Origin of the sequence: Polynucleobacter sp. P1-05-14 (genome assembly GCF_018881675.1) — a bacterium.
Classification (GTDB): Bacteria; Pseudomonadota; Gammaproteobacteria; order Burkholderiales; family Burkholderiaceae; genus Polynucleobacter.
In genome coordinates this window covers 330,469-353,147 of sequence record NZ_JACVPV010000029.1, presented here as the reverse complement: position 1 = coordinate 353,147, position 22,679 = coordinate 330,469, and the positions used below count along the sequence as shown (strand labels likewise).

General features: G+C 40.5%; 23 protein-coding genes and 3 pseudogenes. 18 read left to right on the top strand and 8 right to left on the bottom strand.

Annotated elements, in window-relative coordinates; translation table 11 throughout:
- Positions 1–17 precede the first annotated feature (17 nt).
- The 3 genes from guaB to ICN37_RS10290 all read left to right on the top strand — a co-directional run bounded on the left by guaB (position 18) and on the right by ICN37_RS10290 (position 4,566).
- On the top strand, positions 18–1,481 hold the full coding sequence (gene guaB, locus ICN37_RS10300) for an IMP dehydrogenase (RefSeq protein ID WP_216157304.1): 1,464 nt from the start codon (positions 18–20) through the stop codon (positions 1,479–1,481).
- Positions 1,482–1,516: 35 nt separating this feature from the next.
- Positions 1,517–3,124, top strand: a complete 1,608-nt coding sequence (gene guaA / locus ICN37_RS10295) for a glutamine-hydrolyzing GMP synthase (protein ID WP_216157301.1) — start codon at positions 1,517–1,519, stop codon at positions 3,122–3,124.
- Positions 3,125–3,285: 161 nt separating this feature from the next.
- Positions 3,286–4,566, top strand: a complete 1,281-nt coding sequence (locus tag ICN37_RS10290) for a tyrosine-type recombinase/integrase (protein WP_216157298.1) — start codon at positions 3,286–3,288, stop codon at positions 4,564–4,566.
- Positions 4,567–4,756: 190 nt separating this feature from the next.
- On the opposite strand, the gene ICN37_RS10285 is transcribed toward ICN37_RS10290, so the two are convergent.
- From ICN37_RS10285 to ICN37_RS10275, 3 genes and pseudogenes are all read right to left on the bottom strand, one after another.
- Positions 4,757–4,948 carry a hypothetical protein gene (locus tag ICN37_RS10285; RefSeq protein WP_216157296.1) on the bottom strand — a complete coding sequence of 64 codons (192 nt, stop codon included), beginning with the start codon at positions 4,946–4,948 and terminating at the stop codon, positions 4,757–4,759.
- Between the two features lie 31 nt (positions 4,949–4,979).
- On the bottom strand, positions 4,980–5,129 hold the full coding sequence (locus ICN37_RS10280) for a hypothetical protein (RefSeq protein WP_216157294.1): 150 nt from the start codon (positions 5,127–5,129) through the stop codon (positions 4,980–4,982).
- A pseudogene (locus tag ICN37_RS10275) lies at positions 5,126–5,572 on the bottom strand (DUF6641 family protein); the annotation flags it as partial. The gene ICN37_RS10280 and the pseudogene ICN37_RS10275, both read right to left, overlap by 4 nt.
- A gap of 151 nt (positions 5,573–5,723) precedes the next feature.
- On the opposite strand from ICN37_RS10275, the gene ICN37_RS10270 reads away from it, so the two are divergent.
- From ICN37_RS10270 to ICN37_RS10260, 3 genes are all read left to right on the top strand, one after another.
- On the top strand, positions 5,724–6,245 hold the full coding sequence (locus tag ICN37_RS10270; protein WP_216157288.1) for a hypothetical protein: 522 nt from the start codon (positions 5,724–5,726) through the stop codon (positions 6,243–6,245).
- A gap of 161 nt (positions 6,246–6,406) precedes the next feature.
- Positions 6,407–7,378: a hypothetical protein gene (locus tag ICN37_RS10265; protein ID WP_216157285.1), complete on the top strand. Its 972-nt coding sequence runs from the start codon at positions 6,407–6,409 to the stop codon at positions 7,376–7,378.
- A gap of 24 nt (positions 7,379–7,402) precedes the next feature.
- The gene (locus ICN37_RS10260; RefSeq protein ID WP_216157282.1) at positions 7,403–7,891 is read left to right on the top strand and encodes a hypothetical protein; all 489 of its coding nucleotides are present in this window, start codon (positions 7,403–7,405) and stop codon (positions 7,889–7,891) included.
- Here the strand turns inward: ICN37_RS10260 and ICN37_RS10255 are convergent, their stop codons facing one another.
- Positions 7,892–8,455: a hypothetical protein gene (locus ICN37_RS10255; protein WP_216157279.1), complete on the bottom strand. Its 564-nt coding sequence runs from the start codon at positions 8,453–8,455 to the stop codon at positions 7,892–7,894.
- Positions 8,456–8,813: 358 nt separating this feature from the next.
- Here ICN37_RS10255 and ICN37_RS10250 point away from each other — a divergent pair, with 358 nt between their 5' ends.
- Positions 8,814–9,395, top strand: a complete 582-nt coding sequence (locus ICN37_RS10250; protein WP_216157277.1) for a site-specific integrase — start codon at positions 8,814–8,816, stop codon at positions 9,393–9,395.
- Here the strand turns inward: ICN37_RS10250 and ICN37_RS10245 are convergent.
- Together ICN37_RS10245 and ICN37_RS10240 are read right to left on the bottom strand one after the other, a co-directional pair.
- Complete coding sequence (locus tag ICN37_RS10245; protein WP_216157275.1) at positions 9,392–9,658, bottom strand: hypothetical protein; 267 nt, start codon at positions 9,656–9,658, stop codon at positions 9,392–9,394. The genes ICN37_RS10250 and ICN37_RS10245 overlap by 4 nt on opposite strands.
- A gap of 10 nt (positions 9,659–9,668) precedes the next feature.
- Positions 9,669–10,265, bottom strand: a complete 597-nt coding sequence (locus ICN37_RS10240; RefSeq protein ID WP_216157273.1) for a hypothetical protein — start codon at positions 10,263–10,265, stop codon at positions 9,669–9,671.
- Positions 10,266–10,503: 238 nt separating this feature from the next.
- On the opposite strand from ICN37_RS10240, the gene ICN37_RS10235 reads away from it, so the two are divergent.
- Entirely contained in the window at positions 10,504–11,028 is a 525-nt protein-coding gene (locus tag ICN37_RS10235; protein WP_216157271.1) for a hypothetical protein, read from the top strand.
- Between the two features lie 65 nt (positions 11,029–11,093).
- Here the strand turns inward: ICN37_RS10235 and ICN37_RS10230 are convergent, their stop codons facing one another.
- The gene (locus ICN37_RS10230; protein ID WP_216157269.1) at positions 11,094–12,617 is read right to left on the bottom strand and encodes a site-specific DNA-methyltransferase; all 1,524 of its coding nucleotides are present in this window, start codon (positions 12,615–12,617) and stop codon (positions 11,094–11,096) included.
- Between the two features lie 2 nt (positions 12,618–12,619).
- Positions 12,620–13,669, bottom strand: coding sequence for a hypothetical protein (locus tag ICN37_RS10225; RefSeq protein WP_216157267.1), 1,050 nt, complete (start codon positions 13,667–13,669; stop codon positions 12,620–12,622).
- A 184-nt stretch (positions 13,670–13,853) separates the two neighbouring features.
- On the opposite strand from ICN37_RS10225, the pseudogene ICN37_RS10220 reads away from it, so the two are divergent.
- From ICN37_RS10220 to ICN37_RS10175, 10 genes and pseudogenes are all read left to right on the top strand, one after another.
- Positions 13,854–14,120, top strand: a pseudogene (locus ICN37_RS10220) (hypothetical protein); the annotation flags it as partial.
- Between the two features lie 52 nt (positions 14,121–14,172).
- Positions 14,173–16,992 carry a DNA methyltransferase gene (locus ICN37_RS10215; RefSeq protein ID WP_216157264.1) on the top strand — a complete coding sequence of 940 codons (2,820 nt, stop codon included), beginning with the start codon at positions 14,173–14,175 and terminating at the stop codon, positions 16,990–16,992.
- 8 nt (positions 16,993–17,000) lie between these two features.
- The gene (locus tag ICN37_RS10210) at positions 17,001–17,318 is read left to right on the top strand and encodes a hypothetical protein (RefSeq protein WP_216157262.1); all 318 of its coding nucleotides are present in this window, start codon (positions 17,001–17,003) and stop codon (positions 17,316–17,318) included.
- An 8-nt stretch (positions 17,319–17,326) separates the two neighbouring features.
- Positions 17,327–17,689: a hypothetical protein gene (locus ICN37_RS10205; RefSeq protein WP_068948155.1), complete on the top strand. Its 363-nt coding sequence runs from the start codon at positions 17,327–17,329 to the stop codon at positions 17,687–17,689.
- 70 nt (positions 17,690–17,759) lie between these two features.
- Positions 17,760–18,041 (top strand): annotated as a pseudogene (locus tag ICN37_RS10200) (DUF4236 domain-containing protein); the annotation flags it as partial.
- A gap of 39 nt (positions 18,042–18,080) precedes the next feature.
- Positions 18,081–18,260, top strand: a complete 180-nt coding sequence (locus ICN37_RS10195) for a hypothetical protein (RefSeq protein ID WP_216157258.1) — start codon at positions 18,081–18,083, stop codon at positions 18,258–18,260.
- Between the two features lie 243 nt (positions 18,261–18,503).
- The gene (locus ICN37_RS10190; RefSeq protein WP_216157257.1) at positions 18,504–19,301 is read left to right on the top strand and encodes a ferritin-like domain-containing protein; all 798 of its coding nucleotides are present in this window, start codon (positions 18,504–18,506) and stop codon (positions 19,299–19,301) included.
- Between the two features lie 9 nt (positions 19,302–19,310).
- Positions 19,311–21,209, top strand: a complete 1,899-nt coding sequence (locus ICN37_RS10185) for a radical SAM protein (protein ID WP_216157254.1) — start codon at positions 19,311–19,313, stop codon at positions 21,207–21,209.
- A 64-nt stretch (positions 21,210–21,273) separates the two neighbouring features.
- The gene (locus tag ICN37_RS10180) at positions 21,274–21,975 is read left to right on the top strand and encodes a hypothetical protein (RefSeq protein ID WP_216157252.1); all 702 of its coding nucleotides are present in this window, start codon (positions 21,274–21,276) and stop codon (positions 21,973–21,975) included.
- On the top strand, positions 21,951–22,679 hold the full coding sequence (locus tag ICN37_RS10175) for a hypothetical protein (protein WP_216157250.1): 729 nt from the start codon (positions 21,951–21,953) through the stop codon (positions 22,677–22,679). Before ICN37_RS10180 ends, ICN37_RS10175 begins: the two co-directional genes overlap by 25 nt.

Sequence of the window (22,679 nt, the reverse complement as noted above, 5' to 3'; positions counted from 1 at the left end):
GCGACTAGGGGTTTTGCATGCGACTCATTCAAAAAGCACTCACTTTTGACGATGTGCTCCTCGTACCGGCTTATTCATCGGTACTCCCTCGAGATGCCAGCTTGGCAAGTAAGTTAACTCGAGATATTTCACTCAATACACCATTGGTGTCCGCAGCTATGGATACCGTCACTGAAGGTCGTTTGGCAATTGCTATGGCTAGTGAGGGTGGCATTGGTATTGTTCATAAAAACTTAAAGCCTGCTGAGCAAGCGCGTGAGGTGGCTAAAGTGAAGCGATATGAATCTGGTGTTCTGCGTGATCCAATCACGATTAGTCCAGATGTCACTTTGCGTCAAGTGATCCAACTTTCTCGTGAACATGGTTTCTCAGGATTCCCAGTGCTCGTTGGTAAAGAGGTTGTTGGCATTATTACGAATCGCGATTTGCGTTTCGAAGAAGACTTAGATGCTCCAGTAAAAACCAAGATGACTCCACGTGAGCGTTTGATTACCGTGAAAGAAGGCTGTTCATTGGATGAAGCAAAACGCTTAATGAGCCATCATCGTTTAGAGCGTGTATTGGTTGTCAATGACAAGTTTGAACTGCGTGGCCTCATTACTGTTAAAGACATCCTCAAGGCAACCGAACATCCGAATGCTTGTAAAGATAGCGAAGGTAAGTTGCGCGTTGGCGCAGCAGTAGGTGTTGGTCCTGATAATGATGAGCGTATTGAGTTATTGGTGCGCGCTGGTGTTGATGTGATCGTAGTTGATACAGCTCACGGCCATAGCCAAGGCGTATTGGATCGCGTGAAGTGGGTTAAGAAAAACTATCCACATGTGCAAGTGATTGGCGGCAATATTGCTACTGGTGATGCTGCTAAGGCATTAGCTGATCATGGCGCTGATGGTGTCAAGGTTGGTATTGGCCCTGGCTCAATTTGTACAACACGTATTGTTGCTGGCGTAGGCGTTCCACAAATCACTGCGATTGTGAATGTGGCAACCGCCCTTAAGGGCACTGGCATTCCATTGATTGCTGATGGTGGCATACGTTACTCAGGTGACGTTGCAAAAGCATTAGCTGCTGGCGCCAGTTCAGTCATGATGGGTGGTATGTTCGCTGGAACCGAAGAAGCCCCAGGCGAAGTATTCTTATACCAAGGACGTTCTTACAAGAGCTATCGCGGTATGGGTTCTTTGGGCGCGATGGCGGATGGTTCTGCTGATCGTTACTTCCAAAGCGATATTGTTGCGAATACAGAGAAGCTAGTGCCAGAAGGTATTGAAGGTCAGGTGCCATACAAAGGTAGCGTATTGGCAATCTTGCATCAGCTCACTGGCGGCATTCGTTCTTCTATGGGCTATCTCGGTTGCAAGACCATTGATGAGCTCCATGAAAAAGCTAACTTCGTAGAAATCACTTCAGCTGGCGTGCGCGAGTCGCATGTTCATGATGTGAAAATCACTAAAGAAGCGCCAAATTACCATATTGATTAACAACTAAAAAAGCTGAAATAAAGGCTGATCTTTTCGTGCACGACAAAATACTGATTCTCGACTTTGGTTCACAAGTAACTCAACTTATTGCTCGACGTGTGCGCGATGGACGTGTGTATTCAGAGATCCATCCTTACGATTGCGATCCTGAATTCATTCGTAAGTTTGTTCAGGAGCAAGGTGGCAAAGGCATCATTCTTTCTGGCGGTCCAAGTTCGGTAACCGAAGATGGTAGCCCCCGTGCGCCTCAAATCGTTTTTGAGCTTGGTGTTCCTGTTTTAGGAATTTGCTACGGTATGCAAACCATGGCTACTCAGTTGGGTGGTGCAGTTGCCTCTGCAGAGTCCTTAGGTAAAGCGCGTGAGTTTGGTTACTCCGAAGTGCGCGCTCGTGGGCACACAAATTTACTTAAAGGCATTCAGGACTTCTCCACCAGCGAAGGTCATGGGATTTTGAAGGTGTGGATGAGTCATGGCGACTCAGTCACCTCAATGCCGCCTGCGTTTAAGTTGATGGCCTCTACTGAGTCTTGTCCAATTGCTGGCATGGCGGATGAAGAGCGTCGCTTCTATGCATTTCAGTTTCATCCAGAGGTCACTCATACCATTCAAGGCACTGCAATCATTGAGCGCTTTGTACACGAGATTTGCCAATGCAAACCTGACTGGGTAATGGGTGACTACATTGCAGAAGCAGTTGAGAATATTCGCAAGCAAGTTGGAAATGAAGAAGTCATTCTGGGCTTGTCTGGCGGTGTCGACTCCAGTGTTGCGGCAGCTTTAATTCATCGTGCGATTGGCGATCAATTGACTTGCGTATTTGTAGATCATGGCTTGCTTCGTTTAAATGAAGGCGATATGGTGATGGAAATGTTTGCACGCAATTTGGGTGTGAAGGTTATCCGCGTTGATGCCAAAGAAAAATTCATGGGTGAGTTGGCTGGTGTTGCCGATCCAGAAGCTAAGCGGAAGATCATCGGTAAAGAATTCGTAGAAATTTTCCAGACTGAGTCTGGAAAAATCGAGAATGCTAAGTGGCTTGCCCAGGGAACGATCTACCCTGACGTCATCGAGTCTGCAGGTAAGGGCAAGAAGGGTGCACACACGATCAAGAGTCACCATAACGTTGGTGGCTTACCTGAAGACATGCATCTCAAATTGCTTGAGCCCTTGCGTGAGCTCTTCAAGGATGAGGTCCGTGAACTTGGAGTGGCCTCAGGTCTTCCTCGTGAGATGGTGTATCGCCATCCATTCCCAGGGCCAGGTCTTGGCGTGCGGATTTTGGGTGAGGTCAAAGCAGAGTTTGCGAGCTTGCTGCAACGTGCTGACGCCATTTTCATTGAAGAGTTGCGCAATACGATTGATGAAGCAAGTCAAAAATCTTGGTATGACCTTACTAGCCAAGCGTTCGCTGTTTTCTTGCCAGTGAAGTCTGTTGGCGTGATGGGCGATGGCAGAACTTATGAATATGTTGTTGCTCTCAGAGCAGTCCAAACCCAAGACTTTATGACAGCGCATTGGGCCCACTTGCCACATGAGTTGTTGGGCAAGGTTTCAAACCGCATCATCAATGAAGTGCGCGGCATTAACCGTGTTGTGTACGATATTAGTGGAAAACCACCCGCAACGATCGAGTGGGAGTGAGAATTTTAACGTAAGTTATTGATTTTTATAGGTTTTCTACTTACACAAAAGTTTCACACTAATCATTAAGTCATTGTTTTTCTTAGCTTAATAATTTACAGTTACACATAAAGCTACACAAAACTGTAGCTACTCGTAATCGTAGTTATTTAAAGCAAGCAATGCCGTCCAAAAAAATCAAATTTAACGAAAATGAAATAGCCATATTTGACGACGCTGTTATTTACAAGCGTGGTGACTATTGGCAATTTAGGATTTGGCTGACTAAAGAACGTAAGTACGCACGCTTTAGCTTAAAGACAAGAAACAGAAGTACAGCAGAAGATAAAGCCAAGCTGCACTATCACGAGCTGATGGCTTTGCAAATGCAGGGCAAGAGTTATTTTTCACTCACTACAAAAGATGGTGTTGCTATGTATTTGGAGCAACGACAAAAAGACGTAGATGCAAAATTAATTGTTAAAGGCAGATACTCAACAATCAGCACACACTTAGAGCATTGGCTTGAATTTATTAAGCGTGACACAAAGCTAAAGGAATTGGAGCGTACAGATTGTGAAGATTACTTTGCAGAACGCACTAAGACTAAGAAAGGCTTAAAGATAAGCCAAACTACAGTAGAGAATGAGCAAAGCACTATTAATGCAATGATGGCTTGGTTGTATAAGCGCAAAGAAACATATATTGATGGCTTTGACTTTAAGAAGTTACCAAAAATAGATAGAGGCAAGGAAGAAAATAGAAGAGACTTGTTTACTGACGCTGAATTTAAGGCTATTGGAGTTGCATTAGATGGCTACATTAAAGAAGCTGAAAAAGACTTAACGAATGCAGAAAACTTAGTGCAAGCTATAACAGGCTACTACTTAGGGTTTAACTCAATTACAGGCTTGCGACGTGGAGAGCAGTTACAACTACGTTGGAGTGATATTGAGGAGATGGAGCACAAGGAAGCACGTAATAAGAAGTTTGATTTGCTAAAGATAACAGTAAGAGGCGAGACAAGTAAGGTTAGAAAAACAAGAAAAGTAGTTGTTAAAGACACTGGCTACTTTACTGGGTTGCTTAAGTTGCAGATTGGCAGGCTTGACGAGCAGGTTAAAGAAAAAGATATGCAAAAGCGTTTGGGTGATAACTTAATGTTTAGCGTTAATGACAAAAATCCCATTACTGCACGTGCAATCGGCTATCACTTTAATAAAATATTAAAACTGGCTAAGGTTAGCAGTATAGAAACACGTGACTTAGTGCCGTATAGCTTTAGGCATTACTTCATTACGCAACGTGTTAATAGTAATTTGCCACCCGCAGCAGTTGCAGAAATGTGTGGCACAAGTATTACGCAAATTGAAAAGACTTACTATCACACAACGGAAGAGAAGATGGTGAGTAATGCGCTTGCTGACTACGAATACAGGGATGGCTTACTAATTCCAAAATAGTATCTAAGCTATGCCTGTCATTCCCTTTATCTAAAATTCTAAATCTACTAACAAATCACCAAAAAACACCCAAATTTATGTGAAATCTCACTTTCTTGTAATAAGAGTTATTAAGAATACGAGGTGGGGTTAGATTAAAACTGGTGGGGGTTAGGTTCTCCACTGGCGCTAAAAATTGCGCAGTAACTTTTTAGTGGGTAGCTTTGAAAATTTGTTGCTGTGCTTTAGCTACATTCTGCCTATCCTTCTCAGCCTTATAAGCTTGCTTAGCATTGTCAGCATTGCGCTTCAAACTGGCTGTCCGAGCTTGTTGGGGTTTAAGCGGCTTAGCGGGCTTGAGAGGCTTAATAGTGGAGATGGATTGAAATTCATAAAATCGCATACAAGTATTTAAGCCTCTCTTGCCAAACTTATTAATTACTTACTTCTATATAGCTGAGCACATTGCCTACGCCAAACTGATGTTCCCCAATTAACTTCGCCGCATAAGCATTATCCGCATACACAATCGTATTGGTAGTTTGCGTTTGACTAATACGCACCCATAGCCTGTAAGTTTTCATTTTCCAAATGCCTCACGTGTGGCTGTGCTCACTGCTGTAATAGCCTCATCAAGCTCACCCTCTAATACCGCAGCTTTCAGCGTTTTTAAAGTAGCAATCAACTCGTCACCGCTAGCTAGCTCAATAGCATTAGCACCTTTCTTATTAAGCGGTAGTGTTTTAGCGCCGTACTTAACAGCTAAATTGATTTTGCCGTTATCTCCAATCCAAAACCACTCTTTCACACGTTTGACTACTTCCGTAGTCATACGTTCACCTGTTTGTTTATTAGTAAAGGTTTTCAACTTCTTAGGTGCGTAAGTATTGCCACTCTTTTGTGCTTCACATAATTCCAATTGCTCATGTAGCTTAGCTACTAGCTTGTTGCGGCGATGGACGATTGGGCTAGCAGTGACGTGTTTCTTACTTGCTACCAGTTTTAAGTTATTCAGCGTACTCATTTCAACTCCTTTATTGTTAGTGGAGTTTTAACTTTAGTTTCAGATAACAGCTTTTCCTACCAAAAACCCCAATAACCTAATGCCGTATCGCCTTGATTGATATAAGGAAAGATAAGAAATATTCAGGTTTTATTTGGTTCGGCTAAATAAACATATGAACCTAGAACAAATAAGACAGAAAACAGCCTATTGCCCTACTGCTACGCCTACGCAAAAGCAGGCTACACGCACTTGGTTAAACAGCTTGCATAAGCAATATCCACTTGCCTTAACCCTTACGCTTAAACAGTCCAATGTCGTTAAAAACGCTAATGGTGCGTACATACAGAAATTGGACAAAGACGAAGTAAGACGCATAGCTAGACACTTTACGCAAAAGCTAAACCAGCAAGTGTTTGGTAGTAGCGCAAAGCGTTATGGCAAAGGCTTGAAATACTTAGTAGTGGTGGAAGGTGAGCGTACAGGCAAGAACTTACATTTACATATGGCTATTGGTGACTTGCCTAGCTATGTGAAGTGGAATGAAGTAGATGGATTGGTACGCAACGCAAAACTGAAGGTGGCAGAACTAGATGAACAGCACAAAGTAGATATTGTTGATAGCGGCTGGATGGAATACTTAACTAAAGAACTAGGAATGAAAGACACAGACAATGTTCTGTGGGATTTAGCGTAATACAGCACTACTGACTTAAGTTGTCTCTTGCTGAAAGCACTTAAAGCTGAATGAAGCTTTAATTAGCGAAGCTTTGTTAAAATTTGTTACAAAAACTATGAACTGTTAAAGTAAAGAGTGAATAATATTAATAGAACTAAAAACTTACACTGGGCTTGATTATGAAACTTAATCTAAACATAGCAGGTGCTCTAACGATTTTGCTACTGCTATTCAATAGTTCAAATTATGTATACGCCCAAAATAATGGTTCAAGTACTTTTAGTAGACTGCCAGAAACTAATGACTATATTGGAATAGTAAGCAATGAAGAAATAGTTGGACCGAATAACTTAAGAACATCTTGTACTGACATAGCAAATTTATATGGCAGCAATATTCTTAAAAATAGAAACAAACTAACGACAAGCGATGGCAAGGAATTATTCAACGCAAATGAAGGATGGGCAGGCACTAAGTTTATTAACTGGACTCCTGACACAGTAGCGTTCATTAAAAATCAAATTGATGATTGTGTTGAGAAAAATTCTTCATTTCTTAATACTGTCATACGGATGAATGGGGGCTATAGAAATACCCAACTATCGCCATCTCGCACTAAAAATTTAATTGATGACATATACCAAGTTGCTGTAAACACGCAAAATTATCAACAAGCGCAAGAATTAAACAGGAGACAGGCTGATAAGGAAGCTGAACTAAATGCTATTGCTGAGAAAGAGCATCAGCAAAAAATTAAATCTGGCGCACTAAAAATTCAAAATGTTAATGACGCTTGTATTTACTACTCAGCAAAGCCATTAACACCAATTATCGCCTCTCCATTGCTTAATCCTGACAATCAATTTTATTGTGGAGATATAACTATTGATTTACAGGAGACATCAAATTTAATAAGAGGAAAAGTATTAAATGTATTCAGTAGCAATGGTCAATATCCCACTATACTTCCTGTTGCTTACGCTTTTTTGAAAACTGATGGGAATACTGTTACATTTAATCCAGATGCTATGCGGATTGGCTATAACATTAAAGTAGCAGGAAAATATATTGGCAACACAAAATACACAACAGTTATTGGAGTAACAAAAGAATCTCCCGTGCTACAAATTTATTACATTGGAACGAAATAAATCACAAGGCATTGGAGGGTTGTTATGGGTGAGAATAAAAACGCACGGGGCAGTTCAGCACAGTTTTTTGTTGCTGGTGAGCTATGTAGACGAGATTTAGTTGCTGTAGTAACTATGGGCAATACACCTAATACAGACATACTCTGTAGCAATACAGAAGGCACTAAGTTTGTACATATACAGGTTAAAACTTTTGTGCCTGGCAACAAGACTGTAACTGTAGGACAAAAGGCAGAAAAAGAATTTGGTAAAAACTTTATTTGGGTATTAGCAGGAATTCCTAAAGCGGATAGTGATAAAGCATTTGAGTACTACATCATCCCATCAGATGAACTTGCTAAGCAAGTAAAGTCAGCGCATGAAAAGTGGATGAGTACAGAAGGAAAAAACGGACAGAAGCACAATGAAACAACAATGCGTACTGTTCATATACCTCCAGCCACATCAATTACTGGCTGGAGCATTGAGAAATATAAAAATAAATGGGAAATAATAGAGAGCTTATTAAAGTAATCAAAACCTAAACATCTCGTAAGTAACCCACTTCACTCCATCCTTTAGTTTTGTAAAAGCCTCTTTCTTTGCCTCATCCCTAATTGCGTTAATTACCTTGTCCGTTTCAAGCGTATGCTTTTTGGGCGGTGTAATTTTTCTTGTAGCAACAAACTCCTTAATTTCATTCTTATCCATCACTACATAGCGTGTGGAGCAAGAGTTAATGGGAATGGTATGGCTACTGTTACAGACAATTAAATGAGAATCTAATACGCTTGCGAAAGTAAGCAAGTGATTTTGTAAATCAAACAATGGTTTTGGTTCACTTATCAAAGTAAAGCCTGTAGAGGTAGGCATATATTGCGTGTCATTGCTATAGCGCACATCAGTAATCACATCACGCTTACGCAGTTCTTTAGCTTCTGCTGTAGTTAAACCATAAAAGATTCTGTAAACAGTTAATGGGTTGCTATGTCCGTGTTTTGCGTGATCATCAATAAATCTGTAGTTAATTTCGCTGTTAAGTATTTCAATAGCCCTATTGCCAGTTAGCGTAAGGCGGTTGTAGTAAGCATTTGACATTTTTAATCCAAGTTATTTCTTACATACTGCCACAGCACAATTTGTTAGTAAGCACTTAAACCACGCTACAAGCGCATAACGCATAACAGCTAATAGCAATACAGCAGAGAACGACTTAAACAGCGCATAGGGCTTATAAGCAAGTCCGTGTAAATCTGTAGTCAATAAGCCACATCCCCAATAAATACAACAATGTAAGGATTTATAGAAAAGCTTACATATACGCACTTAGACAGTGTAACCACTTGATTATTGGAAGAAAAAACTAATGACAGCGCACAAGCAAAAAGAGGTAGGAATAGATAAACAAAGAAAACATACTAATGACATAGCAACTATTACTTTAGAGGTGAATACTATGTCAAAGCAAGCAAAAACACTAACAACTACAGAATTACGTAGGGTTTTAGATTACACAGCTACACGCAAGCACAGCGCACGGAACAGGGCTTTGCTAATGACTACGCACTTAAGTGGTATGCGTGTAGGCGAGGTAGCAAGTTTACGTAACAGCGACGTTTTAGATGGTGAAGGTAATATACGCAATGAAATACGCCTGTCCGCAGAGCAAACTAAGGGCAATGAAGCTCGTGTAGTGTTTGTTAACGATAAGTTGCGTAAAGAGCTTGAGCTATACACACGCTTATTTGACAAAGCCGCTATAAATCCAGCAGTTAAGTTCTTTTATAGTCAAAAGCGTAGCAGTGATGGCTTTACAGCAAATACATTAACGCAGTTCTTCCACTACCTATATAAACGTGCTGGGGTTGATGGTGCTAGCTCACATAGTGGACGCAGAACATTTATTACCAACCTAGCAAGCAAGGGAGTGGGTGTGCGTGTACTGATGAGCTTAGCTGGACATAAGAACATCAGTACAACGCAGGCTTACATAGATGTAAATGACGATATGAAGCGTAAGGCTGTGGAATTGGTTTAATCTTTATCTAAAGCATCTACTAAACGTTGGTGCTTTAGTGGAAGTTCTTTAGATGGGAAATAACGTCGCATAAGACAAATCTTGTTCAATATTTTATGTATGTAGTCAAAGTGTTCATCGTTCAGATTGTTGGCGGAATACATTGTTAGTTCCTCAATATATCTCTCAAGCTCTCTAGCAATGCTTTTATTGGGATCAACATCATTACAGTAATCGCAAGAGCAGTTTAAGTTATGTTTCTGTGTATGTTTAAAGTAAGTCATACTATTCTCCTTAAGCTGCTAACAAATGTTTGTGAGGAATGCCATGCTCAATACACTTTGCTGTGCTGATTGCTTTTAGTTCGCTGATTGTGTTTAGAGCTTCTGTGCTTAAGTTAGAAAGAGAGACATTTTCTAATAACACTTTCCATCCACCATCAAATACTTCCAAGCTAAAGTTCTCAAGTGTTAGATCTTCTGTAGCAATCCAAAATGAACGCACATCATCATCTACTTTGTTTGCTACGCTTTCCATTCGCATCCAAAACTGATTATTTTTAAGATGTTTACGTTCTTCGCTAAAGAACCATTTTTTAATACGTGAGTCAGAACTATCAAAGCTAAATCTATAAAACTTACCAAAGACAGCACCAATTTTGTCTAAATCAACGTGAACGTGTTTATTCATGACATGTATTAATAAGTCTGTTTCACGAAACGAACCGAGTAGAGGTAATGCTGTTTTGGGATATTGAAGCTTCTCAGTCAGCCAGACGTAGTCAGTGAGGTTAATTCCACCTCCGAGCGTACGCTTCATTTCAGTAGCAATAAAGCCATCCGTAAAAATGCTGTTCAATCTGTTACATTTTGTATAGTGATAAATCTTCATTTCAATTCCTTATAAAGTTGATAAAAAACTTGCTGTTAAACAAGTTGATCGGACTCTATAGAGCATCGTCAGAAACATCGAGCAGATAAGTCATCTATCTGCTCCTTCATACGTTTTTAATTAAAAACGGCACTTAGAGGAAATTGCTCCTGTGCTCGCTCGATCTATCAGTTAATGCTCTATAGAGTCAGAGAGACAGTAAGTTCTGTCAATTTTTTAACTTAAAAAGGACTTAAAAATGTTACAAATTAATACAACTGAATTACTAGATGAAACTAAACGTAATAGCTATGTTGAAACGCTGCTTGAAAAGTGCGGTATTACACGCAATGTTGAAAGCTTGGTTAACTACATTGAAGATGATATTGCTGGGATATATACACAGCACAATGAAGATGACGAAGACAATGAAATTGCATCATATGGTGGCGGTGTTATATACGAAGGCTATGACTTAGTAGAGGGCGGACAGGTTACTACGATGCTTAAGCGTTTATTGTCATCGCAAGAAATTGCGTTTTTACAAGACGCAAGTAATGGTGATTTGCGTTTAGTTATTGAAAGAACGGATTATGATTTTGAACAAGTATGGTCAATGGCATTTGAAGTAACAGATGGCAAGAGTGATAGTGATGCATTTATGCTAGATATTGAAATAAAAGTATCACTGTTTACGAGTGAGATTAAGAGTATTGAATCGAGCTTTTTAATTGAGTCATTGGCTTTGAACGACTTAGAGCATAAAAGATTAGTTAATGCTTAATTTTTAGTTTAGGATTAATTCACGACGCGATCACAGTGTATTTTGTAATTGCGTCGTGTTAATCATTAAGGTTTATAAAAAATAAAGATAGGCTCGTATTTCCTCCATCTACCGTTTACTACACAGAAGTTTTTCATACTGGGCTGACGTGTTTCTTTTTTAATTTTCATAGACGGGCTAATTGCCAACACCATCTTTAGCTTTCCCTGATAACTTAGTCCACACTCTTTTAGTATCTCAATTAAATCATTTTCAAGCGGATATTGAGTCGAGCCTACATTTATATCGGCAATATTAAAAGCTAAGATTCTGTCGTGTTTAAGCCAATCTGCAGCAGTAGTTAGAGTGGGGCGTAAAAAGTTATCCCGCCAACCACCATACTCTTTGTATTTGATTGAGCTTTGGGTGGGTTCATCGCTGTATATTTCAGCTGAGAAGTAGGGTGGTGAAGTAAAGACAAAATCGACTTTGCCTTTATACTTTTTAAATTCAGTATTCTTAGCCACATCCTCACTGCCACTACAGATATAAGTTCCTTTGAACAGTTCTCCATAACGCACATGGCTTTTAAATATCCGTTCCATATATTCATAACGAGATATGCCTAGCTCTTTAATCCAATTCTCAGTGTTAGGGTCAGTGCCAATATAGTGAATGGGTCTGTCTCGTAAACTCATTGCGCCAAGTAAGCGTCCACCAAAGCCCATACTGGGGTCATAGATAACAATTTCATCTTGCCCAATACATTTATCGGTAGCGTATTTGTACAAGAGTCTAGCTACAGCAGAAGGAAAGTTGTTAGGGGCAATACCAGCGCCTAATTCTAAGTGTCTAAAAATAAGAGGCAATACTTTTTGATTGATGTTGTAAACACGAATGCGATAGAGGCTATCCTCATCGACTTTATTTAAATCAATACCATTCAAATGCTTCTTTTTAAGTAAACCCTTTTCTTGTAACTGTTTTAATTCTTTGGCATTAATACGAGGTGTACGTCTTTCAATCTTTTCTGAAACGTCCAACCAAAGACTACGAGTGCCAGCACCACTTTGTTCTTCCGTTAGTATTTCCTCAACAATGCGACGGGCTTCACGTCTTAAATCACCTTTATAGGTAGTGGGGGGTCGATAGATGGGGGAAAAGTCGTAAAAGCCGTCATCACGGATACATTTATCAAGTACCGCTAATGTTTTCGGTCTTGCTGACTTTTTGGCAAATAAGTCGTACACACTAATCGCTTTATCCTCACCCACTGTATCTTTGGCTTTAAGGATGTTAGGGAAGAAGCTATTAGCAATGGAGACTCGTGCCCCGTCCATCACACAGTCAAGTTTGCGTGTCTGCTCATCTTTAAACCACATCTTGCTCGTATCAACACGACAGATGCGCTCAAACTCACTGCCCATCTCCTCTAGCTTCACTCCAGCTTTTGGAGGCTGTCCTTTTTCATCCCACTGTTTTGTAACAGCAGTACATAGCTCATTAACCCACACCTCAAATTGTTTTGGGCTACAAGTAAACAACTCGCCAAATGTTTTATTAATGTTCGATTTAACTAAGTCATCATTCTTTGTGTAGTAGTAAGCCATCGTTAAGCCTTGTTATCAAAACGAGTCAGCTCTTTTAATACTTTCTGCCCCAATGTTCTAATCTTTGGAAAACGACTACGACTTGCCATATCGTTTAATCGTTTCAGAGAGCCTTTAATATCTTTCTTCTCTAGTATCAGTCTGACTTGTTCCCATATATAAAATTCCTTATCCATACTTTTTAAATCAGTAAATTGATTGGGAACTTTATTTTCTTTGCACCATTCATTAATTGATCCTTTGGTAATATCCTTTTGCTTAATCAATTTAGAAATACGTTTGTAGTCTTTATATTCGGGAGATAGGCAAGTGCGTGTTACTAACTCACCATTAATCACAATTTCAGATTTGTATTTTTGATTTTTATCTTTTGTTAGAAAGAAAGCCGCATCTTCAAGCATTCGTAAATCATCAATATCAATATTTGTTAATTCTGATTCACATTGCTTAATTTTCTCTAGTGCTTGATTAAGCATTACATGCCGATGCCAGTCTAATAATGAATTTTGTCTACCAGTGTATGTGATTGAACCTTTGTATTTTTGAATGAGAGCATCTAATTCAGCCTGAAAAGCTTCTGTACTTCGAGGCTCAGCAATCGATAGTGTTCCCACTTCAAATAATGTGACTTTTGGTTTTTTGCTATTAGGGACTTTAGCTAATGATTTGGTTGGGGAAGCATCACGTAATGTTTTGGCGCTAGCTAAGGTATAGCTGGGATTAATTTCCCCACTCTCAATTTGCTGTACTAATTTTTTAGGGTCAACACTGGCTAGGTGATATAGCGTGTTGTAAGCATTGGGAAGTCGGGAGAAGTAAGCTGGGTTACTAAGGACTGGGTTTTCAGCAATCTTAATGAGGAATGCGGCTACCGTGGAACTGAAAGGTAGTTCAGTCTCCAAAAGACTGTAACTAACACCCAATTCTCCTTTTGCCTCTTTAACTAGTCTGCCAACCTCAATAACGCTCGCCACGCTTTTCTGCCAAGCTGTCTCTATTTTGATGCGCCAGCTTGTAAGCTCTTTTTGACTGTGGACGACTACTGTATTCATTGACAGCTCCAATCTGCGTTTTTGGTTAAAAATAACACTTACAACTTTATACTGTTAATTAGAAGTAAATTGGTGATTCACGCCATATACGGGCTTTAAAATTATTAAAAACCTCGTTAATACCCTTACTGATAGGCAATCCATTATTCCTAAGTTATGACAAATAAACGCATAAAATAACGGGATGCGCCCTTACTCTATATACCAATCTAAGCTATGGGCAACACAATTAAGCCTTAAGCAGCAATCCAACTCAATTGATAAGCTAAGTAGGGCAATAGCTACCGCCCGTGTTGACCTTAATCCCCACCAAGTTGACGCTGCTTTATTCGCTGTCCGTAGCCCATTATCTAAAGGCGTGATATTGGCTGATGAAGTTGGTTTAGGTAAAACAATTGAAGCTGGTATTGTGATTAGCCAAAAGTGGGCAGAGCGTAAGCGCCGTATTCTGCATAAAGTCATTAGTGTTTATCCTTAGTCCCATACAAGTTAATATGTAATTTATGGCAGATATAACAATTAACGAAGTCCGCAGACGCTTACAGCTATTTGCGAAAGAACACGAGAACGACAGGGAAGAGAAACAATACGCACAGCAATTTATGCGTGATTTCTACGCTTGCTTTGGATTAAGCAAGAGTTCTGCGTCAATGTTCGAAAAGAAGGTTATTAAGTTTGGCAATGCACGGGGTTATATAGATAGCTTTATACCTGGCGTGTTATTGGTTGAGCAAAAGACAACTGGTGAAAACTTATATAAAGCATATGAGCAGGCGCTTGATTATGCAATGGCAATTACTAATGAGTTTGAAAAGCCGCAGTACATATTAATTAGTGATTTTCAAACATTTCACCTATATAACCTACACAGCTTAGATAAAGAGCCACTTATATGTAGCTTAAGTGAGATTAGTAAACGTGCTGATTGGTTTATGTTTTTGGTTGATAAGCGAGTTATTGCTTACAGCGAGGAATTACCAATTAACCGTAAAGCTGTAGAGCAGATTGCCAAGCTACACGATGCTTTACTTAAAGCTAACTACACAGGTAGGGATTTAGAGAGCTTCTTAACTAGATTACTGTTTTGCTTGTTTGCAGACGATACAGGCATATTTGGTGAGGATGGACAGTTTAAGAAGTTAGTGGCTAAGACTAAGGAGGATGGCAGTGACTTAGGAATGGCTATTGCTATGCTGTTTCAAGTGCTTAATACAGCACACGACAAACGGCAAACAAACTTAGATGAAGTACTTAAGGCTTTTGAATATGTAAATGGTGGATTATTTGCAGAGCAAATATCTATCCCTAGCTTTGACTTTGACTTAAGAACAATATTAGTTAAGTGTTCAGAATTAGATTGGAGTGGAATTTCGCCAGCTATTTTTGGTGCAATGTTTCAAAGTGTATTAGAGGCTGGTGCTACTGACACAGCACATCGCAAAGAGAGTAGACGAGAGTTAGGAGCACACTACACAAGCGAACGCAACATACTTAAAGTAATACAGCCGTTATTTTTAGATGAGTTGCATAAGGAATTCGAGCAAGCAATCACTAAACCTAAATTACAAGCACTTTACGATAAGTTACATACACTTAAGTTCTTTGATCCAGCTTGCGGTTGCGGTAACTTTTTAGTTATTGCTTACAGGGAATTAAGACGTATTGAGAATGACGTTATTGCTAAGCTGTACTTTAAAGGTGAACAAGGCGGCTTGTTAGACGTTAAAGAGTATTGCAAAGTAAGCATTGAACAGTTTTATGGAATTGAGATTGATGAGGCGGCTGTGCATATTGCACGTGTAGCAATGTACATAACAGATCATCAACTTAACTTAGAAAGTGGTAATAGGTTTGGTGAAACTCGTGCAACTGTTCCTTTAGTTGCTACGCCGCATATACATTGCGGTAATGCATTGCGTACAGATTGGAACAGCATAGTTAAAGCAGAAGATTGCAATTACGTGTTTGGCAATCCCCCGTTTATTGGAAAGAAAGAGCAAACTACAGAGCAGAAGAACGAGCTACTTACTGTTGCTAAAGGTATTAAAGGTAGCGGAGTATTGGATTATGTGTGTTGTTGGTATTTACTAGCTGGTGAATATATTAAATTAAACAATACAATTCGCTGTGCATTTGTATCAACAAATAGTATTACACAAGGAGAACAAGTTGGTATCTTTTGGGGTTACTTAAACGCAAGAGGTATTGCAATAGATTTTGCACATAGAACATTTAAGTGGAGCAACGAAGGTAGAGGTGTTGCCGCTGTTCATTGCGTAATTATTGGATTTAGCATTGGCAATACGAGTAAGAAAAAAGATCTTTATTACTATGCTGATGAAGATGACGCAAATAGTGGTGAGCAACACATAGTTGATAATATTAATCCTTATCTAGTTAATGCTCCATTTGTTGCTATTGATAAGCGTAGTAATCCGCTATGCAATGTTGCGGAAATGAATTACGGCAGTATGCCAATTGATAATAATTTTTTCACCTTAACACCAGAAGAGCGTGATATTTTTATTGCGGAGAATGCTGATAACGATAAGGTTATAAGAAAATACATAGGTGGTAATGAGTTTATTAATAGCGTAGAGCGATATTGCTTATGGCTTGTAGATGCGGAGCCCAACTTAATTAGCAAAAGCCGCCTAATAAAAGAGCGTATTGAATCAGTTAGACAATTTAGATTAGGTAGCGAAAGGTTGGCTACTAACAAGTTAGCAAGTTATCCAATGCTTTTTGGCGAAATTAGACAGCCAAAAGCAAGCTATCTTATTTTACCTAAAGTTTCATCACAAAATCGTGACTATATGCCAATAGGTTTTGTCGATTCTAGTGTAATAGTTAGTGGTAGTGCGTTAGTTATTCCTAATGCAACATTGTATGAGTTTGGGGTTTTACAAAGCAAAATGCATATGGCTTGGATGCGAACAGTTTGCGGAAGAATGAAGAGTGATTACCAATACTCTGCAAGTATTGTGTATAACAATTTTGTATGGGCTAAAGACGTTAGTGATAAGGCAAAAGAAGCTTTGAAGACTAACGCTAAGAATATTATTGATTTAAGAAAATCGTTTGTTGATACAAATTTGGCAACTTTATATAACAACTCTTCAAGTCCACCTGTGTTAATAAAGGCACACAAGGATTTAGACAAAGCTGTAGACGAAGCATATGGCTATAAAGGTGGGGATGATGATGCAAGCAGAGTTGCATTTTTGTTTAAGCGTTATGAAGAGTTAACTAGCTTGTTACCAGCTACTGTGGTTAAGAAGAAGCGTGTAAAGAAAACTGATGATGGTGCATTGCTAATTTAAGGATTGCTATGCTTGGCTGGGAAATACACATAATTAACAATAATACTAAAGTTGAGTATGGTGACTGGTTAGGTGGACTTGGAGCAACTAAGTGGATTGATAGACTGGTTGATGTTGGCAAAGCTGAGAAAATCTATCAAGTAGCTTCTTCCTATTACTTAATTAAAGCTAAAGATTTAATACCTGAAATTGCCTTAGTTGAAGCCAATGCTAAGAATGGGGCAATAAAGGATGGCTGGATTAGTGACTTTGTTATGGATACAAAGGCTTTGAAACAATGTGCACTAGATGATGTAATCGTAGTGCAAACATATGACGCAAGTTGAGGTTAACTATGGAATTGCAAGAACACTTAAATACGTTGTCTACGTTAGAGCTACAGGATGCTATTAAATACAGCAAACTTAATGATGAAGCTGTAGTAATTGCAAAAAGTATATTGTTAAGCCGTAATGCCACTATTCCCGATGTAATACCTGCTGAAGTGCTTGAGGAAAATGCAAATCAAGTCATAAAGCAATCCAATAAGCTGTTCTTGTCTATTGCAATCACAGTTGTTATTTGGTTGGCATATGAATACGCTACTGGACTATTTGATGGAAATGATACAAAGCGGATTACTGATAGCATACGTAATTTAGGCTTATTTGTTATGGCTGAAGCAGGGTTATTTACATTAGCTAAGAAGAAGAAATAGGCATATGGGCTTACGATTACAAAAACGCATTACATTGTTTAAAGGCTTATCACTTAACTTAAGTAAGACTGGTGCAAGCATTAGCGTTGGTACACGTGGAGCAAGACTTAATATACGTGGCGATAAAGTTACTGGTAGCGTCGGTTTGCCTGGCACAGGCATAAGTTATAGGCAACGCTTAGATAACTTAGGCAGTACAGAACAAGCACAGCAATTAGAGCCAATACAGGATTTACACGCAGTAAGCGATAGCGTTACAGAACAAGAAGATAGGGAATTAACTTGGAAGCTACTTGCATTGCTGTTTTTTATTGGTTTTGCTGTAGTTACAGCACTTTACCTAACTAAGTAAATGATCGTATTTGGTGCATAAAGACTTTAAAATACAGTTATGACACAAGAAATGCTTACTGTAGGCTTTGACGATAACGAAGATAAGCTGGTGTTTAAGTTTGATATGAACTACATAAACACGGATGACGCTGTTAGGTTGAAGGTAATGACAAGACTTAAATCAATGATTGATGCTGAACTTGATTACTTAACAAGTGAGCGAGTCATACTTAAGTAATACCTGTTAATGAGGCTATTAACTTTCGTTTTTTGTCGCAAGTCGTGTAACCGCAATTTGCTTAAGTTGTTGTTATCATTGTGTTTTACGACAGTTGCGTAAGTTACGTTTACATAAATGCTGTTACACAAAAGTTACACACTTGGATATTGGAGAACGTAAGTGATTGATTATAAAGAGAAAATTACTTACGTTGTTATTGAGTGGGAATAAGGGGTAGGCGATTTAAGCCTGCCAATATTCATGCTTGAGTTACGCGAAGCTTCACTCGCAATCCTAGTAAGCACTGATGCACAAAACAAAGTAAGTCAGTTATTCAGTTTGTTTGGTAGCTATCACAAACAACAAATTACTCTGGATGTTGCCCATAAGATAGATGCTCAAGGCCTTTCTTTGCCTGGGCGTCCGCTAAAGCCAGAATTAGTGCTTCCTAAGCTTGTTCCTAAAAGAAGAATGGATACCCCTGAAGGAAGGGCGGGCTTATTGCACTCACTCGCCCATATTGAATTTAATGCGATGAACCTTGCGCTAGATGCAATCTGGCGTTTCCCAGATATGCCCAAGGAATACTATGAGGACTGGTTAAAGGTTGCCAAAGAAGAGGCCTATCACTTCAGTTTAGTAAATGAGTATTTGCATGCGCTGGGGTTTTCTTATGGAGATTTCCCCGCCCACAATAGTTTGTGGGAGATGGTCGAACGAACAACGGATTCTGTAATTGCCAGAATGGCCTTGGTACCCAGAACAATGGAAGCAAGAGGCTTAGATGCGGTACCAGCGATTCGGGATCGCTTCAAACAAATTAAAGAAGTTCGTGCGGTGGAGATATTGGAAATTATTCTCAATGATGAAATCGGCCATGTATTGATTGGCAATCGTTGGTTTAATTTCTTATGTACTCAAGATAATATTTCTCCAATCACTGCTTATCGAGAGTTGGCTGCCAAATATCGTGCGCCTGTTTTAAAGCCCCCATTCAATATGGAGGCCCGCAAGCAAGCTGGTTTCACATCCGAAGAGTTAAGCCTTCTCGGGGCATAGCAGATGAACATGAAGGTATTGAGCCTCATTCCACCCATGACCCAACTGAACACGCCGTATCCTTCTACGGCGTATCTCACGGGATTCTTGAGGTCTCGTGGTGTTGTTGCCGTTCAAGAGGATCTTGCCTTAGCTTTAGTGCTCAGTTTCTTTACTCCAGAGGGCATGTCTGAGATTCATGCTCAAGCCCTCAATGTTCCTGAGGAGAGTCGCAGTGCCAGCGTCAATTTTTTCCTAGACTACTTTGATTCCTATCAATCTACTATTGCCCCAACGATTAGCTTCTTACAGGGGCGCGATAGCACTTTAAGTCATCGCATCAATACCCGGGATTTTTTACCGGAGGGCCCACGCTTTGCTTCTCTTGATGCATTTGATGATGAAGAGGCGGGCGATCCTTTGTCTTGGGCCTTTGGCGCTTTAGGGTCTCAAGATAGGGCGCGTCATTTAGCCACCCTTTATCTCAATGATTTATCTGATGTATTGCGTGATGCTGTTGATGACCGCTTTGAATTCGTGCGTTATGCAGAATCCTTGGCAAGTAGTCAGCCTACCTTTACACCTTTGGCTGGTGCGCTCCAGGCTAAACCAACGCTCATGGACCTGCATTTACAAGAGTTAGCCAGTAAAGCGATTGAGCGTCACCAGCCGAATGTAGTGCTCCTATCCGTACCCTTCCCCGGGGCAATGTATGCGGCCTTGCGTATAGCTCAGGTAATTAAAAAATCACATCCAGAAATCAAGATTGCTTTGGGTGGTGGTTATGTCAATACTGAGCTTCGAGCGTTATCCGACGCTCGTATCTTTGATTATGTGGATTTCATTACGCTAGATTCTGGGGAGAGGCCATTGCTTGCTTTACTTGAGCATATCAGCGGCAAACGCTCCACCGAAAGATTGGTGCGTACCTTTATTCGCAATTCTAGCAATCAAGTGCAATACCTCAATTGGCAAGAACTTGATGTGCCTTTTGAAGAGGTTGGTACTGCCACTTGGGATGGGTTGCCGCTAGATTCTTATTTATCTCTTTTGGATATGCTTAATCCGATGCATCGCCTATGGAGCGACGGCCGCTGGAATAAGCTGACTGTTGCGCATGGCTGTTATTGGAAAAAGTGTAGCTTCTGCGATGTATCTCTTGATTACATCTCTCGTTATGAAACTGCGTCAGCCAGTTTATTGGTAGATCGTATTGAGCAAATTGTTGAGGAAACTGGGCAGACAGGATTTCATTTTGTCGATGAAGCTGCGCCACCTAAAATATTAAAAGCACTGGCTGAGGAGCTCATTCGCCGCAAGGTGCTCATTTCTTGGTGGGGCAATATTCGCTTTGAGAAAACCTTCACACCTGAATTGGCGGAGCTGTTAGCCAAGAGTGGATGCATTGCGATGTCTGGAGGTCTCGAAGTGGCCTCTGATCGCCTACTCAATCTCATGAAAAAGGGCGTATCGGTTGAGCAGGTTGCTCGGGTTACCAAAGGCTTCTCTGATGCCGGCATCTTGGTTCACGCTTATTTAATGTATGGCTTTCCTACTCAAACCGTACAGGAGACGGTGGATGCTTTGGAGTATGTGAGACAGTTATTTGAGAATGGCTGCATACAAAGCGGATTCTTTCATCGTTTTATCTGTACCGTACATTCTCCTGTAGGTCAAAATCCACAAGAGTATGGAATTGAACTCATTCCTTTGCCAGAAATCACCTTTGCCAAGAATGATGTTGCCTTTATTGATCCTACTGGAGTTGATCATGACATCCTTGGTCAGGGGCTAAAAAAGGCCATTTATAACTATATGCACGCCGTAGGATTTGAGATCAAAACTCAGTCTTGGTTTGATGGTTTGGGCATCTCCATACCCAAGACAACTGTCCCTAAAAATTTCATTCAAAACGCCTTGTATCGCTAGCTCACCTCTATAAATCAGACTTACAATTATTTTGTAAAGTTCTCAATTAACGTAGGAGATATCAATGAATTTATCACGCCGTACTTTTATTGCATCAGCCGCATTAGCTCCCGTCGCTTGTGGCGTTCCTCTCTCATATGAGCGTGGGACACCAGTTGCCCAGCCAAAACCTTTGCCAGCAGTGCGCGCCCCTCAAGTAGGTCAGGAGTGGTCTTATATCAAGCGCAATGTATTTGATGGGAAAAACCTAGGAATTATTACTGAGCGCGTTGCTAGCGTTGGCTCTGCCATTGTGATTGAGCGTACGGACGAAACCGGTGGCAAGCTGCCAAATGAAGTGCAGGGCCCATGGGGTGTTGTGCAGACCGATCCACAATGGTCTCGAACGATTAGTTTTAATCCAGCTATCCCGTTATGGCCAACAGAGCTGACTTCCAGTTGGAATAAACAACTCAACACTAAATACAAAATTGCGGGCTATTCCGATACGGCTTATGGCTGGCAGGAATTTATGGGTGCGCATGGCTGGGAGCAGATTACTGTACCTGCAGGAACATTCTTAACCTTGCGTTATCAAAACCTCATTAACTATGAGAGCAATGATGACAATAAGGTCAATTGCATTCGCAAAGAAACGATTTGGTTTGCGCCGAGTATTGGGCGCTGGGTAGCACGAGAGTCCTCTGGTTCGTACATGATTCAGGGCCAGTTAGGCATGCCAAATTTAGAGGATAGTTTTCAATGGCAGCTGACTTCTTACAAGTAAGCACGTTACGTCGCTTTGTCTTATTGATGCTGCCCGTCTTGCTGGCGGCATGCATCTCATCCCAGCCCTACCCCCGGGGTATTCTTGAGCCTCAGCCCATACTGGCTCCAGTTGTAAGGGCACCCAAGGTTGGTCAAGAATGGGTTTATCAAGTTCGAAATGTATTTAATCAAGAGATTGTAGATACCGTCACCGAAAGAGTAGTTTCCGTTGGTAATGAAGTACGTATTGCTCGTACGAGTCTTAAGGCGGGATCGCTTCCTGATGAAATCCAATCACCCTGGGGTTTTGTTGTGCAAGACCCCCATTGGAAGCCAGCTCAGAAATTCTCAAAGCCTATCCCGATATGGCCCCTACAATTGCAGGCCGGCTGGAATGAATTCTTTACAACCCAATATCAAGTGCCGGGATACCCTGATGGCAGTTATTACTGGGGTCTTGGCATGACTGCATCGCAATGGGAGCGCATTCAGACTCCTGCAGGGCAATTTTTGGTATTTCAGATTCATAATGAAATCCCAAATTTTGTCAGCAACGACCTATTTAGGGTCGGCAATGAGCGGCAAGAGGACTTGTGGTTTGCGCCAGAAATCGGGCGCTGGGTTATTCGGCGTTCTTCGGGCCGTTACATCACTCCCGGGGTCTATTGGGCTAATGCCTACTGGGAGGATTATCTGGAGTGGGAGTTAATCTCCTGGAAATAG